This is a genomic window from uncultured Enorma sp., from assembly GCA_905210055.1.
In the GTDB taxonomy this organism is placed as follows: domain Bacteria; phylum Actinomycetota; class Coriobacteriia; order Coriobacteriales; family Coriobacteriaceae; genus Enorma.
Window position 1 is genome coordinate 1 of the sequence record CAJLVH010000006.1, and the last position, 14,242, is coordinate 14,242.

The window sequence follows — 14,242 nt, forward strand, 5'->3', positions numbered from 1 at the left end:
GCCACAGCGGCGCTCGCGGCGCTCAACTGGCGGCGGCACTTCGGCGTGGCACCGTACCTCACGCTCGGCCTGGTGTTGTGGTTCTGCCTCTACCAGAGCGGTGTGCACGCGACGCTCGCCGGCGTGATCTTGGCATTCACCATGCCTGCACGTTCGGACATCAACGCCCGCGTGCTGGTCTCATGGGTCGAGTCGAAGCTCCCCGAGCTCGACGACCGTTTCGACGACGAGGCTCACATCTTGGGCCAGCACGATTTCACGCATGCTGTGTATGGCGTCGAACGCGTCATGCACCGTGTGACGCCGCCCTTGCAGCGCCTGGAGCATCGCATCTCTACCCCGGTGAATTTCATCATCCTGCCGCTCTTCGCGTTCGTGAACGCACAGGTGAGGCTTGTGGGCGTGGACGTGATGACGCTCGTGGCCGATTCCGTGGCCGTAGGCGTGTACCTGGGCATGCTCGTGGGCAAGCCGCTCGGCATCTTCGGCGTGACCTACCTCATGGTACGTACTGGTTTGGCAGAGCTGCCGCAGGGCGTGCGTTGGCCACACATCGCCGGCATGGGTATCTTAGGTGGCATCGGCTTCACCATGTCGATCCTCATCGCGGGGCTCGCGTTCACGCAGATTCCCGCCGAGTTGCTCGCAGCGAAGACGGCGATCCTTGCCGGGTCGGTTTCCGCAGCGCTCATCGGTCTCGTGTTCATGCATTTTGCCTGCGCCGAGAATGGTAAAAAATCCCTGGGGTGAATCTACATTCGGGAAAGGCGGTCGCGCAGCGCTTCAACCTGCTGGATTGCGCCTGCTACTTGCCGCTTCGCTTCCGAAATCTGCGTCTGCACGTAAATATCGAGGAACGCGTTATCGAAGAACATATCTGCGAACGAGAGGAAGTCGCCGCTTGCAATCTGGAACGCGCCCGCTTCCTCGACGTCGCGCACCTCGCGCGCGAGTATGCGTAGGGCGGAGCGCGCGGCGTCGAGTTCTGCCTGCGCGTCGCTCATTTTGCCACGCTTGATAAACGAGGTGAGTGCGCCGCCGGCGAAGATGTCGAACATGCCCCAGTTGCCGGCGGAGTTCAAAAGCTCCTGAGAACGATACAGATGCTCTAAGGCAACGTTTGCCGCCTGGATGGCCTCGTTGCGCTCGGTCATGAAGTCTGCCATGGTGCGCCTCGCTTCAGTGAGGATGTAGACCCTGCGGGATGTTAAAAACCCCTGGGGTAATTTTACATTACATGTTATTCGACAGTGCCGTAGGTGCCGCCCCAGCCGTGGGCGGCGAGTGCGGAGTTAAGCTGGTCGCAGAGGCGTTGGCGCTCATAGCGGCCAGGAGGCAGCAGGTTCACGATCTCAAGAAGATCGGGGTCGAGATCGAGCACTTCGGCTTGCATCACCAGGTCGAGTCGGTCGACGACCTCGTGCGTGGCGTAGAGTGCATCGACGAGGCCCTGCAGTTCGCCGAACCCTTCAGCGCGAAACTCAAATTGATCCATGGCACGGCTCCTCGCATCGTTCGGCGCATGAAAAACCAGTTAGGTTGGATTGTATCATCGGCGCCGGCAGCACGATCTTGCGGTTATCCTGTTGGCGTACCTGTGCTCCGCCCTTCCCAAACGCCATGCTATTAGTATGTTGCGGTTTCTCGCCCCACCGTCGTGCGCCGCGAACCCGGTATACTGTCCCAGAACATATCTACAGTGTGCAGGCGTGCGCCGTCCGCACGATAGGGGAGGCGTATATGGAGACGATATACCAGCAGATGAGCGACGAGGAGCTCAAGGCCGCCATCGCTGAACTCGAGCGCGAGGTCGAAGAGACGCGCGCCAAAGGGCTCAAGCTCGACATGGCGCGCGGCAAGCCGAGTCCCGCTCAGGTGGACATCTCGCGTCCCATGCTCGACCTCTTGACGAGCGATGCAGATCTTACGGACGGGGGCATCGACTGCAGCAACTACGGTTGCTTCGAGGGCATTCCCTCCGCGCGCCGTCTGGCGGGAGAGTTCATCGGCGTGCCGCCCGAGCAGACGATCGTGCTCGGCTCGTCGAGCTTGAACATCATGCAGTCCATTCTCATCCACTACTGGGAGATGGGCGTGCCCGGCTACACGCCGTGGAGCAAGCTCGAGCACACGAAGTTCCTGTGCCCCGCACCCGGCTACGACCGTCACTTCGGCATCACCGAGCACCTGGGCATCGAGAACATTCCCGTGCGCATGACCGAGACCGGCCCGGACATGGACGAGGTTGAGCGCCTCTGCGCCGAGGACGATTCCATCAAGGGCATGTTCTGCGTGCCGAAATACTCGAACCCCACGGGCATCACGTATTCCGAGGAGACGGTGCGCCGTCTCGCGACCATGAAGGCCGCGCCCGATTTCCGCATCGTGTGGGATAACGCCTACGCCGTGCACGACCTCACCGACGAGGGCGACACGCTCGCGAACATCTTCGATATCGCGCGCGAAGCCGGCAACGAGGATCGCATCCTGGGCGTGGCTTCGACCTCGAAGATCACCTTCCCGGGTGCGGGCATCGCCTTCTTTGGGTCGAGCCCCGCGAACGTCGCCGAGGTCTCGCGCACCCTGCAGGTGGGCCTCATCAGCGCGAACAAGCTCAACCAGCTCATGCACACGCGCTTTTTGCCCAGCCTCGATGCCGTGCGTGCCCACATGCGCAAGCACGCTGAGTTCCTGCGCCCGCGCTTCGCGGCGGTGGAGCGCAAGCTCACCGAGGGGCTTGCGGATACGGGTTGCGCGACCTGGACGCACCCCAACGGCGGCTACTTCGTGAGCTTCGACGGCCCCGAGGGCTCGGCCAAGCGCGTCGCGGCTTTGTGTGCAGAACTCGGCGTGAAGCTTACACCGGCAGGGGCCACCTGGCCGTATGGCAAGGATCCACACGACACGAACATCCGCATCGCGCCCACGTACCCTAGCGTGGAAGAGCTCGAAGCGGCGCTCGATGTGCTCGTGCTCGCCACGAAGCTCGTCTCGGCGCAGCTTGCACTCGAGGCGCGGTAGTGAAACCAGCAGGCTTGCGCTGCGCTGTCAAAAGCGGCGCTGTGCAGGCCGTTAGCTAGATTGGATATGGTATGGAACTCGTTATCACCACTGCGGCGTCGCCCGAGCGCTATGTGATCGACATCGAGGGCGAGGTCGACATCTCGAACGCTTCGAAGGTGCGCGATGCGATCGACCTGGCGCTTGAGCAGCCCACGGAGGAAGTGCAGCTCGATTTCGAGCATGTGGCGTACATCGACTCGACGGGCATCGGCGTGCTCGTGGGCGCGGCGCACCATGCCGAGGAGCACGGCAAGCGTTTCTCGGTCGTGAAGGCTCAACCGGGCGTCATGCGCGTGGCGCAGCTTCTGGGCGTCGATGCGGAGATCGCCATTTCCGCCCAATAAGCGCATGCTGCAGCCGGTTGCTCTACGGCAGCTGGCTACTTGGCGGCAGCTGGCAGCTCCATGGCGGGCAGTTGGTTCGCCGCAATTGTTTCGGAGACTGTAAAGCCGAAGTTAGGCTTTTTCCTTGCGCCTGCAAAGGCGGTATACTTTTGCGGTTGCATGATGGTGTCGCATCGCCTGTGTGGTGCGCGTCCATACGTTTCTGGAGGTATCTGTGTTCGGAATTGGACAAACCGAGCTCATCATCATCCTGGTCTTCGCGTTTTTGCTGTTCGGACCAGATAAGCTGCCGCAAGCGGGCAAGACGATCGGCCGCGCGATCCGGCAGTTCCGCGAGACGCAGCAGAAGGTGACGAACGTTGTGCAGACCGAGGTCATCGACCCCATGGCTGCTGCCGCGAATGCATCTTCGACTGCGAAGAAGGCCGCTGCGGTAGATGACGACGCCGATGCAGATGCTGACGCGCCTGCAGACATCGCTGCCGAGAAGGTGGCCGAGGCGCGTAAGGAGACGTTCGCCGAGCGCCGCGCCCGTCTGGCTGCCGAGAAGGCCGCTGCAGAGGCCGCTGCCGATGGCGAGAGCCCGGCCGCGGGTGAGCCTGCCGCAGAGGCCGAGGAGTCTGCTTCTTCAGACGCTGCTTCCACTGCAGATGCCGTCGAGACCGAGGCGGTAGAGGCTGCCGAGGCATCCGAGCAGAAGAGCATCGCTGATCTCTACGCTCGTCGTCCGCGTCGCCGTGCAGCGGAGGTGGAGAGCGCTGCCAGGGACGATGCTTCTGAGGCTCCCGCTGCCGATGCCGTCGAGACCGAGGACGCCGCGCCCGCAGGGGCAGCGAATGCGGAAGGGGGTGAGCAGTAATGCCCGTCGGACCTGCTCGCATGCCGCTGCTCGACCATCTTGGAGAGCTGCGTCGTCGCCTGACCATCATCATCGTTGCGGTGATTATCGGCACGGCGGTGTTCTACTTCGCTACGCCTACTATCATCGACCTGCTCACCGATCCCATCGCTCCGTTCGTGGGCGACAAGTTCTATATCATGAGCTCGCTTGGCGGCTTCAGCCTGCGCTTCTCGATCGCTATCAAGACGGCCGCCGTGGTGTGCGTTCCTATCATCTTGTGGCAGATCCTCGGCTTTTTCCTGCCTGCGCTCAAGCCTAACGAGCGCCGCTGGGTTGTGCCGACGCTCTTCCTCGCTACGGCGCTCTTCTTCATCGGAGCGGTGTTCTGCTATCTCTTTATCGTCCCCTCGGCGTTCGAATGGCTTGTCGGTGAGGCGAATGCCATCGCCACCGCCTTCGCCGATCTCGAGAACTACCTCAACACCGAGGTGCTGCTTATGATCGGCTTCGGTGTGGCGTTTGAGCTGCCGCTCTTCGTCTTTTATCTCGCGGTGTTCCACATCGTGCCGTATGCGACGTTCCGCGGTGCCTGGCGCTACATCTATGTGATCATGGCTGTGGTTGCTGCGACGGTAACGCCCGACGCGAGCCCCGTCACAATGCTCTTCATGTATGCCGTGTTGCTCTCGCTGTATGAGGCGTCGTTGCTCGTCACGCGTTTCGTGATCGTTGCGCGCGAGGGCAAGCAGGGTTTGAAGGGCAGTCGCGTGGGCCTCTTCGCCAGCGACGAGGAGGCGTAAGGACCGCGTGCACGAGCTCGGGATCGTTTCCGGCATCCTCGAGACCGTCTCGCGTGCTGCGCGCGATGCCGGGGCGTTGCGAGTGGTCGCCGTGACGCTGCGCATCGGTGATATGCGCGAGGTGGTGCCCGAGACGCTCGATTTCGCATGGGACGTCTTGAGCGAGGATGACGAGCTCATGCGGGGAAGCGAGCTTCGTGTGGAGGAAGTGCACCCTCGGAGTCGCTGTCTTGCCTGCGGCGAGGAATTCGAGCACAGCCGCTTCCATGTGCGGTGCCCCGCCTGTGGAAGTGCCGAGACGCACCTGATCACTGGTCGCGAGCTCGAGATTGTCTCCATGGAAGTCGATTTGCCGTGACCTGCCATCGGGGACGGGGGTTATTGGTTGGTGAGGTACCTCACCAACCAATAACCCCCGTCCCCGATGGCGGGTTGGATTGAACCCGTCCCCAACCAACCCAGCTGGAAGCGAGCCTGCTGACAGTTGGCATGAGAAAGAAGGCGCGGCATGTCCGAGTACACTATCAGCCTTGAGCAGCCGATTCTCTCACGAAACGAGCGTCTGGCTGCCGAGCTGCGCGAGCGCTTCGCCGAGTCCGGCACCTACGTGGTGAACGTGCTCTCGAGTCCCGGCTCGGGCAAGAGTTCGACGATCCTCGCCACGAACGAGCGCCTGCGCGATACCTTCGGCCTCACCTGCGCCGTCATCGAGGGCGACATCGCGAGCGATGTGGACGCCCAGCTCATGAAAGAAGCCGGTATGCCGGCCATCCAGATCAACACCGGCGGTCTGTGCCACCTCGAAGGCAACATGATCGGCCAGGCGGTCGACGCCTTCGACAAGGCCGTGGGACTCCAGAACATCGACGTCGTCTTCATCGAAAACGTTGGCAACCTCGTGTGCCCCGTCGATTTCGACTTGGGCGAGAACCTCTGCGTCATGATTCTTTCCGTACCTGAGGGAGATGACAAGCCCATCAAGTACCCCGGCATCTTCCAGCATGCAGGTGCGCTCCTGCTCAACAAGATCGACGTCGCTTCGGCGTTTGATTTCGACTTTGAGGGTTACAACCGCGTACTGGACGATCTCAACCCACGCGCGCCGCGTTTCGAGGTGAGCGCTACGAAGGATACCGGCATGGATGAGTGGGCATCCTGGCTTGCCGAGCAGGTGCGCACGGCGCGCTCACGTTAAAATCCTTGGGGTAAATGTACGTGGCCGCTAGCTCCGAGGCTCTGGCAGTCTGCAGACAGTCAAAGGGCCGATATAAGCGTTGAATCGCCATTCATTTCGGATATCAACGGTTGTTCTTGAACCCATCGAGTAGCAAGGCTTATCGTTTCATAGTCACCGCAGGTAGCGTGCGTGCGTTCCGGGTGGCTACTTGGCGGGTTCGCGCGCAACCGTTGATATCCGAAACGAAGTGTTCTCCAGGCAGAATAATCGTCCAAATGCGAGAGATTCGCCCCGTCGGCAACCAATAGTTGCGGTAAATTCCCACCAGAGATGCTCGTTTGAAACCGTGTCGTCGTGTACGGTATGGCTATCGGTACCGTGGAATGATCCAACGCGCGGAATTCTCAGCGCTTAACGGACGGGAGAGTCCATGAACGTCAAGATCGCTCAGCGCCTTGCGGACTTGCGAAAGCAGAAGGGCTACAGCCAGGAATCGCTCGCGAATGCGCTCGGGCTGTCGCGTCAGGCGGTATCGAAGTGGGAGCGTGCGGAAAGCTCGCCCGACACCGATAACCTCATCGCACTCGCCCGACTCTACGGCGTGAGTCTCGATGACTTACTCAATATAGATAAAGATATCGAAGACGATGTCTCCTTTGAAGACGCCGAGCGCACGAAGCATCGGGCAGAGGAGGAGAAACGTCGAGGGCGCGAAGAGGCAAACAGCTAAGCTGCTTCCGATGCTGCGCAGGCCGCTGCTGAGGCAAGCCGCGCTGCAGCGCAGGCAGCGGCAGCAGCGACGCATGCGAGTCGGCAGGCGACGCGCGCGAGCGAGTGTATCGCGTATGCGGAAGCGCAGGGTGGCACGAGAAAACAGAAGGGTGCGTGGCGCTCATTCCCCTACGGCATTCTCATGATTCCCTTCTGGTTCGTGCCACCATCTTCGGGGCGGCACCGTTCTCATTCCTGGTCTTCTTTACCATCCCGGTATACCGCTGGCTTGCGAACATCATGGATGCGGCTCAAGCGCGCGTCGACGCTGAAGCATCGCTGCGCAACGATGACGTTGAAGGGGAGGAGTAACCATGAAGAACCCCTTTGCAAAGCTCACGACATCAGAGAAGATCAAGGTCGCCGTTGCGGCGGCGGTTATAGCCATCTTGCTGTTCATGCCCATAGGGTTTCTGCTGCGCGGAGGCTGGTCTGGAGTCGGCGCCCGATGGATTTCAGAAATCGTTTCGCGCGCGGTGTCGAGCACCCGTTCACAGGGCTCTTCCGCATCCTCTGCTTTCGTAACGCTTGATGAACCCTATGAGCAAAGCGCTTCTTTCCAAGCCTCCGAGGTACGGAATCTCGATTTGGAATGGCGCAGCGGCTCGCTTTCCGTTGTGCCGGGCACGGGCGATAGACTTGTCGTTCATGTTGAAGTACCTGCGGGATCGTATAAGCTCGATCCTCTGAAGGCGTCGTTTACGATGCGCGGTGACACGCTTGTGGTCGATGATGGTCTGCCGTCGGACACGCGTGGCAAGGACTATCCTCCCATGCGCCTTACCGTCGAGCTCCCCGCTGGGAAGGATTGGTCGCTAGAAGACGTGGCTATTGCGAGCGTGAGCAGCGATGCCGAGCTTATCGGCGTTGCCTGCGACTCGGTTACGCTCGATAGCGTCGACGCGCAGTACAAGATTGAAGGAATTGATGCGCGAACGGTGACCTGCAATGGAGTTGACGAAAGCGTCGAGCTCTCCGGGCGTGTGGCTGAACGCCTTGAATTCAATACGGTTGATGGCACGCAAACGCTCGCGCTGGTCGATGGCCTTCCGAAAGAGCTTGCCGTTTCCTCCATCGACGCGGTGACCAATCTCTCTCTTGTCAAAGGTTCCGGTTTCACGCTCGATGTCACCGAGGCGACCATCGATGTTCAGAGCGAGCTGGGTGAAGGGCTTGAGCGCACGGGGGAAGGCATGTATGTATATGGTGACGGCTCCTCGCACGTGACCATAGATGGGCTGGATGCCTCAATTCACCTTACGTGGATGTAGATCCGTGCAAGATTTTGTCCAGGTTTCTGCCAGGTTCGTGCCGGGTTTCTGCCAGATTATGACAAGGTATTTCCGCAGGTAGAAGCCATAATTTAACTAAACAAAGTATGTGAGTTGTGGCATACTCACCATACGGTAGAGTCCGTTCGCGGGCGGCGCTACTCGATCGGCGCGCGGCTGAGTGTCGCGCGCAGAAGGGGAGTGAAGCCCATGGACGTATCTTTGGATATGGTCGTGAAGATCCTCAAGGCGACGAATTACGTTGTGATGCTTGGCATTGCGGCGAGCAGAACCCGAAAGGAGTATACGCGATGGCGGATGACGCGACGTAAAAAGTAAAGTGGGCTAGTTGCAGCTAGCCCACCCAACAACGTAGCGCCGCCCGTAGATGTGGTACGGGCTCTGCCGCTGTCCATAGTGTACCCCGAATCTGGGGAGGGGTGTATGGGAAGTTTGCGCATTCTGCGGGGGAGCTCTGCCACGCCGCATGTTAAAAACCCCTGGGGTTATTTGACCTGTTGCATGTCGAAAAACCCCTGGGGTTATGTAACAAGCGCTGGTGGGGATTTCGTAAACGGTAGGCAACTCGTGTATAGTTTCCGGCTAGAACAGTGACGGGCGTGCAGGCGCCCGCAGCAAGCAGCAAGAGGTCAAACGTTGAAACTCGTTATCGCAGAAAAGAACATCGCGGCACAGAAGATCGCCCAGCTTTTGGCAGACGGCAAGCCCAAGACGGATAAGGTGTACAACACACAGGTCTATCGCTTCACGGTGAAGGGCGAAGACTGGGTCTCCATGGGTCTTGCCGGCCACATCCTCGCGCCAGACTTCCCCGACGAGATCCTCTTCGACAAGAAGACCGGTTGGTATAGCGTGTCCGAAGACGGTGAGGTGCTCCCCGCCGATGTCCCGGATGGCCTCGCGCGTCCCCCGTATGCCACGAAGCGCAAGCCCTACCTTGCGAATGGCATCAACATCAAGGGCTGGAAGGTCGAGAGCCTGCCGTATCTCACGTGGGCTCCCGTGGTGAAGAAGCCTGCGGAGAAGGAGATCATCCGCGTCCTCAAGAACCTCGCCAAGAAGGCCGACCATGTGATCATCGCGACGGACTTTGACCGCGAGGGCGAGCTCATTGGCTCGGACGCGCTTTCCTGCGTGCGCGAGGTAGCACCGGACGTGCCTACGAGCCGTGCGCGCTATTCCGCGCTCATCAAGGGCGAAGTCACGGCGGCCTTCGACAACCTCGTCGAGCTCGACCAAGACCTCGCGGACGCCGGCGAATCGCGCCAGTACATCGACCTCATCTGGGGTGCCGTGCTCACGCGCTACCTCACGCTCGCCCGCTTCGGCGGCTTCGGCAACGTGCGCTCCGCCGGTCGCGTGCAGACCCCTACACTCGCTCTCGTGGTGGAGCGCGAGCGCGAGCGCATGGCGTTCGTGCCGGAAGACTACTGGCAGATCCGCGGCTTCGGCGCCCCGCAAGACGATCCGGACGCTGCGTTCAAGATCGGCCACGCCACCACGCGCTTCACCGACAAGACGGCGGCGGAGACGGCTTTCGCTCATGTGGAGCACGCCACGACGGGCACCATCACCGAGGTCGCGAAGCGCAGCCGCAAGCAGCAGCCTCCCACGCCGTTCAACACTACGAGCCTACAGGCGGCTGCAGCCGCGGAAGGCATCTCGCCGGCGCGCACCATGCGCATCGCTGAAAGCCTCTACATGGCGGGTCTCATCTCGTATCCGCGCGTCGACAACACGGTCTATCCGCGTACGCTCGACCTTAAGGGCATCGTGGACGGTCTCGCGTCGAACAACCCGGCGCTCCGTCCCGTGTGTCAGAAGGTGCTCGCCGGTCCCATGAAGCCCACGCGCGGCAAGACCGAGACCACGGACCATCCGCCCATCCATCCCACCGGCCAGGGCAACCCGGATTCGCTCGACGGCGGCCAGAAGAAGCTCTACATGCTCATCGCACGTCGTTTCCTTGCGACGCTTATGGGGCCTGCGACCATCGAGAACACGAAGCTTGCTATCGACGTGGAAGGCGAGCCCTTCACCGCGAGCGGCGACGTGCTCGTGGATGCGGGTTTCCGCGAGGCATATCCCTACGGCCTCAAGCGAGACGAGCAGCTTCCGCCGCTTGAGCAGGGCGACGTCATCGATGTTCGAGACATCGTGCTCGAAGCGAAGCAGACCGAGCCTCCCGCGCGCTATAGCCAAGGCCGTTTGGTGCAGGAGATGGAAAAGCGCGGCTTGGGCACGAAGTCCACGCGCGCGAGCATCATCGAGCGCCTGTATACCGTGAAGTACCTCAAGAACGACCCCATCGAGCCCAGTCAGCTCGGCATGGCGATTATCGACGCGCTGCACACCTATGCGCCGCGCATCACTACGCCCGAGATGACTGCCGAGCTCGACGAGGACATGACGCACGTGGCCGAAGGCCAGGACACGCAAGACCACGTGGTCGAGCATTCGCGCGCGCTCTTGGCGGGGCTTCTGGATACGCTCATCGAGCACAAGGACGACCTCGGCGACGCCATCGCGGACGCGGTGACGGCCGATGCCCGCGTGGGCGCCTGCCCCAAGTGCGGCAAGGATCTCGTCATGAAGACGAGTGCCAAGACGCGCGGCAGCTTCATCGGCTGCATGGGATGGCCGGAGTGCGATGTGACCTACCCCGTGCCGAGCGGCGTGAAGGTGAGCCCGCTCGAGGGCGACGCTGCCGTGTGCCCCGAGTGCGGTGCCCCACGCATCAAGTGCCAGCCATTCCGCCAAAAAGCGTACGAGATGTGCGTGAACCCGCAGTGCCCCACGAACTTCGAGCCCGATGTGGTGGTGGGGGAGTGCAAGGCGTGCGCCGAGGCGGGCCGCCATGGCGAGCTTGTGGCGCACAAGAGCGAGAAGAGCGGCAAGCGCTTCATCCGTTGCACGAACTACGACGAATGCGGCACGAGCTATCCGCTGCCCGCACGCGGCAAGCTCGAGGCCACCGGCGAGGTATGCGAACACTGCGGCGCGCCCATCGTGGTAGTCGAGACCGCGCGCGGCCCGTGGCGCATCTGCGTGAACATGGATTGCCCCGGCAAGGAGAAGAAGGCGGCGAGCGGCCGCGGTCGCGGCAGGGGTCGTGCCCGTACCAAGAAATGACGCAATCCGGTAAGACTGGCTTCTGTCATTCTGACAATTTGTCCGCGCTTCGTCGTATCATACACATGGATTAATACGCTCGAAGAGCGGAGGAAATGCGATGTTTTGTACGACGTGCGGCCGTGAGCTGCCCGATGGTGCGAAGTTCTGTACGAATTGCGGTGCGCCGGTCGCGAAGATCGTGACGCGCGAAGAGCGCGAGGCTGTTCCCGTGGAAGATGCCGGCGTTGATGAAGCCGTCGCGGAGCCGAAGGCGGCGTCTGAGCTTGAACCTGCAGATGAGGCTGCGCCCATGATGCAGGAAGATTCTGGGGAAGCGCCTGACGAGGAATCATGCGATCAGCCCGAGGTGCACGAGGATTCCGCTCAAGCCGCCGCTGTGGATGACGCTTCCGACGATGCCGAAAGTGCATCCGCCGATGCCGGCGAGACCACGGTCATGCTGAGCGATTCGGGCGAGACGACCGTGCTGTCGGACGGCACGGATGAGACCACAGCCATGCCGAGTGATTCCGGAGAAACGACCGTATTGCCCGATGGCGCGGACGAGACCACCGTCATGCAGAACGACGCTAGCGAGACGACCGTGCTGCCGGACGGTGCGGATGAGACCACCGTCATGCCCGAACACGCTGAAACGACTGTGCTCCCGGCAGCCGAAACCGAGGTCATCGCCGATGCCGAGCGCGCCGAGGCTGCGGCCGATGCTGCGGCAGCCGAGCGTGCGCTGTGGTCTGCATCGGAAGATGCCGCCGATGCGGGGACAACCGAGACGACGGTGCTCGCGCCCGCGCACATGGCAAGTGACGAGGCCGGACAGGACGGTCGGCAGCCCGCGCCCGAGGCCCCGCGCAAGAAGCGCCCGACCGCCCTTATTGCCACAATCGCCCTGCTCGTCGTCGCTGCGGGAGCGTTCTTCGGCATCTTCGTGCTGCCCCGTATCATGGGGAAAGACGTTCCTACGGTGACGTACGGGCAGACGGATCCCGTACAGTGCTCCGTTGTGACGCGCGTGCGCCCGCGCGACGAATCCGGCGGCGAGCTCACGTCCTATGTGGTGTACCTCATGCGCCAAGCCTCGGACGATGCGGCCTCGAGCAGCAGCGCGAGCGAGGAGCTCAACCAGGTCGTCGCCGAGATTCGTGTAACGGGGAACAACGGTTTCACCATGGAAAACTTCGGCGAGGTGCCGGATGGCGACTACGTGCTCGTGATCGTGCCGGACGATTCGCAGGGCGAGTCTTCGTCGAGCTCCTCCAACGACGAGCAGCGCATCCCCGTCCACTATGAGGAGGATAACCCCAAGGCTGAGGAGGAAGTCGTGGTGGAGCCTCCTGCGCCGGAGCCGTCCTCTCCCGAGGAGCCCGCTGCCGAAGAGGAGGAATTTACCGACGAGGAGATCGCTTCGGCGCTCTTCTACTACACCTGCCAAGACCTCATCGACGAGTATGGTGAGCCTGAGGCGATCGAGCTCCACGACGGCATGGAGCTTGCCGCGAACGGGCTCGCTCTTGTGAAGCTTCTCGACTTCGACGGCGACGGCATGAACGAACTGCTTACCGTTGTTGGCGACGCCTCGGGACTCGAGACGATGTCGTTTGACACCGATGCGTATACCATCGCGGTGTGGAAGTATACCGACGAGGCAGTCGAGCAGGTGTACGAGGGTCATCCGCCGTACTCGAACGGTGGGTATTTCTACCAGGGGCTCTATGCACTGCCGCAAGAAGGCGGCGAGGATCAGATCCTCCTTGAGTCTATTTCGTTCGGGGATCCCACTGCGGCTGCCGACACGAATTCCGAGATTACCTACACCGGATACTACGGCATGGGGGAACAGAGCTTCGAGCTGTATGCGCTGCGAACCGATACGTTTAGCTATGATGATGGCTCACTGGAGACGACGTTCCAGATCGCCGGCGAAGAGGTTTCCGAAGACGAATGGGGGGGCTTCCAGGATTTGCTTACGCAGACGGCAAGCTACGAGTTTAGCTGCCCGGTAAGCAACGAGCCGCAGGCGCAGAGTGAAGAGGAGCCGGAGTTCGAGATCATCGAAACCGCCGGACTGCCGGATTATACCGAAGGAACCATTGGGGCGCTTGAGGCCGCTGCTGGTGACGAGGCGCTTGAAGCGTTCGCGCCCGAGGAGGATGCGGAGGAAGACCCCGCCGAGGCCACGTATACCTATGTGAACAGCGAGGCGGACGTGACGTTCACCACCTCGCAGGGTGAAGGTACGGACTGGGAGGAAACGCGCTCCTGGACGTACCCGCAGTTCGCGCTCGAGGACGGCTCCACGACCGAGGCGCTCGACGCGCTGAACGCCTCTCTCAAGCAGAGCTACGAGGACGACCTTGCGGTCACGCAAGCGTGGACGATTGATTCGGGTGAGGCGCAGGTGTGGGTGCACTGCGACGAGGTGACGTATCTCGAAGGTAACATCGCGTGTGTGCGGAGCGAGCGCTATGTATTCCTCGGCGGCGCCCATGGCGAGGAGTCGATATCCGGCGCATTCTATGACCTGTCGAGTGGCGAGGAACTGCGTGTCGATGAGGCGCTCGGCATTTCGTGGGAGGATCTCCAGGCCGAGTCAGTCGATGCGATCAAGGCCTATCTTGCCGAAAACCCCAACCTGACCGGTGCGGACGACACATCGCTTGAAGGCATGGCGGCCGACTCTTCACGCTACTTCGCGACGAGCGACGGCGTTGCCATCGCCATCATGCCCTACGAGGTAGGTCCGTATTCCGAGGGGATGCAGCTTGTCTACGTGCACGCGTTCGAGGATCCGTCGCTCGTGGGAACGAGCGCCGCGGCATGAT

14 protein-coding genes are annotated in these 14,242 nt (G+C 61.5%); 12 read left to right on the plus strand and 2 right to left on the minus strand.

Annotated elements, in window-relative coordinates; translation table 11 throughout:
• Positions 1 to 750, plus strand: a 750-nt coding sequence (locus QZ079_RS01005) for a Na+/H+ antiporter NhaA (RefSeq protein ID WP_297033906.1), incomplete at its 5' end; no start/stop codon positions are given.
• Positions 751 to 752: 2 nt separating this feature from the next.
• Here the strand turns inward: QZ079_RS01005 and QZ079_RS01010 are convergent.
• Positions 753 to 1,166, minus strand: coding sequence for a hypothetical protein (locus tag QZ079_RS01010; RefSeq protein WP_297033908.1), 414 nt, complete (start codon positions 1,164 to 1,166; stop codon positions 753 to 755).
• 74 nt (positions 1,167 to 1,240) lie between these two features.
• Complete coding sequence (locus QZ079_RS01015) at positions 1,241 to 1,495, minus strand: hypothetical protein (RefSeq protein ID WP_297033911.1); 255 nt, start codon at positions 1,493 to 1,495, stop codon at positions 1,241 to 1,243.
• Positions 1,496 to 1,740: 245 nt separating this feature from the next.
• On the opposite strand from QZ079_RS01015, the gene QZ079_RS01020 reads away from it, so the two are divergent.
• From QZ079_RS01020 to QZ079_RS01070, 11 genes are all read left to right on the plus strand, one after another.
• A complete protein-coding gene (locus tag QZ079_RS01020; protein WP_297033914.1) occupies positions 1,741 to 3,021 on the plus strand; it encodes an aminotransferase class I/II-fold pyridoxal phosphate-dependent enzyme in 1,281 nt (426 codons plus the stop codon).
• A 71-nt stretch (positions 3,022 to 3,092) separates the two neighbouring features.
• A complete protein-coding gene (locus QZ079_RS01025; protein ID WP_297033917.1) occupies positions 3,093 to 3,407 on the plus strand; it encodes an STAS domain-containing protein in 315 nt (104 codons plus the stop codon).
• Between the two features lie 214 nt (positions 3,408 to 3,621).
• Entirely contained in the window at positions 3,622 to 4,266 is a 645-nt protein-coding gene (locus tag QZ079_RS01030) for a twin-arginine translocase TatA/TatE family subunit (protein WP_297033919.1), read from the plus strand.
• Positions 4,266 to 5,048 (plus strand): twin-arginine translocase subunit TatC, encoded by a 783-nt coding sequence (tatC, locus tag QZ079_RS01035; RefSeq protein WP_297033922.1) that lies wholly within the window; start codon positions 4,266 to 4,268, stop codon positions 5,046 to 5,048. Before QZ079_RS01030 ends, tatC begins: the two co-directional genes overlap by 1 nt.
• A 7-nt stretch (positions 5,049 to 5,055) precedes the next feature.
• The gene (locus tag QZ079_RS01040) at positions 5,056 to 5,406 is read left to right on the plus strand and encodes a hydrogenase maturation nickel metallochaperone HypA (protein WP_297033926.1); all 351 of its coding nucleotides are present in this window, start codon (positions 5,056 to 5,058) and stop codon (positions 5,404 to 5,406) included.
• Positions 5,407 to 5,556: 150 nt separating this feature from the next.
• A complete protein-coding gene (gene hypB, locus QZ079_RS01045) occupies positions 5,557 to 6,243 on the plus strand; it encodes a hydrogenase nickel incorporation protein HypB (protein ID WP_297033929.1) in 687 nt (228 codons plus the stop codon).
• Positions 6,244 to 6,655: 412 nt separating this feature from the next.
• Entirely contained in the window at positions 6,656 to 6,955 is a 300-nt protein-coding gene (locus tag QZ079_RS01050) for a helix-turn-helix transcriptional regulator (RefSeq protein ID WP_297033931.1), read from the plus strand.
• A gap of 155 nt (positions 6,956 to 7,110) precedes the next feature.
• Complete coding sequence (locus QZ079_RS01055) at positions 7,111 to 7,308, plus strand: hypothetical protein (protein WP_297033934.1); 198 nt, start codon at positions 7,111 to 7,113, stop codon at positions 7,306 to 7,308.
• A gap of 2 nt (positions 7,309 to 7,310) precedes the next feature.
• Positions 7,311 to 8,267 (plus strand): hypothetical protein, encoded by a 957-nt coding sequence (locus QZ079_RS01060; protein ID WP_297033937.1) that lies wholly within the window; start codon positions 7,311 to 7,313, stop codon positions 8,265 to 8,267.
• 657 nt (positions 8,268 to 8,924) lie between these two features.
• Positions 8,925 to 11,420, plus strand: coding sequence for a DNA topoisomerase I (locus QZ079_RS01065; RefSeq protein ID WP_291288940.1), 2,496 nt, complete (start codon positions 8,925 to 8,927; stop codon positions 11,418 to 11,420).
• A 100-nt stretch (positions 11,421 to 11,520) separates the two neighbouring features.
• The gene (locus tag QZ079_RS01070; protein WP_297033943.1) at positions 11,521 to 14,241 is read left to right on the plus strand and encodes a zinc-ribbon domain-containing protein; all 2,721 of its coding nucleotides are present in this window, start codon (positions 11,521 to 11,523) and stop codon (positions 14,239 to 14,241) included.
• Position 14,242 lies beyond the last annotated feature (1 nt).

Excerpts from the sequence above, each read along its gene's own strand:
- QZ079_RS01070 (WP_297033943.1), top strand. The coding sequence starts at position 11,521 with ATGTTTTGTACGACGTGCGGCCGTGAGCTGCCCGATGGTGCGAAGTTC.
- tatC (WP_297033922.1), top strand. The coding sequence starts at position 4,266 with ATGCCCGTCGGACCTGCTCGCATGCCGCTGCTCGACCATCTTGGAGAG.
- QZ079_RS01010 (WP_297033908.1), bottom strand. The coding sequence starts at position 1,166 with ATGGCAGACTTCATGACCGAGCGCAACGAGGCCATCCAGGCGGCAAAC.
- hypB (WP_297033929.1), top strand. The coding sequence starts at position 5,557 with ATGTCCGAGTACACTATCAGCCTTGAGCAGCCGATTCTCTCACGAAAC.
- QZ079_RS01015 (WP_297033911.1), bottom strand. The coding sequence starts at position 1,495 with ATGGATCAATTTGAGTTTCGCGCTGAAGGGTTCGGCGAACTGCAGGGC.
- QZ079_RS01050 (WP_297033931.1), top strand. The coding sequence starts at position 6,656 with ATGAACGTCAAGATCGCTCAGCGCCTTGCGGACTTGCGAAAGCAGAAG.
- QZ079_RS01060 (WP_297033937.1), top strand. The coding sequence starts at position 7,311 with ATGAAGAACCCCTTTGCAAAGCTCACGACATCAGAGAAGATCAAGGTC.
- QZ079_RS01025 (WP_297033917.1), top strand. The coding sequence starts at position 3,093 with ATGGAACTCGTTATCACCACTGCGGCGTCGCCCGAGCGCTATGTGATC.
- QZ079_RS01020 (WP_297033914.1), top strand. The coding sequence starts at position 1,741 with ATGGAGACGATATACCAGCAGATGAGCGACGAGGAGCTCAAGGCCGCC.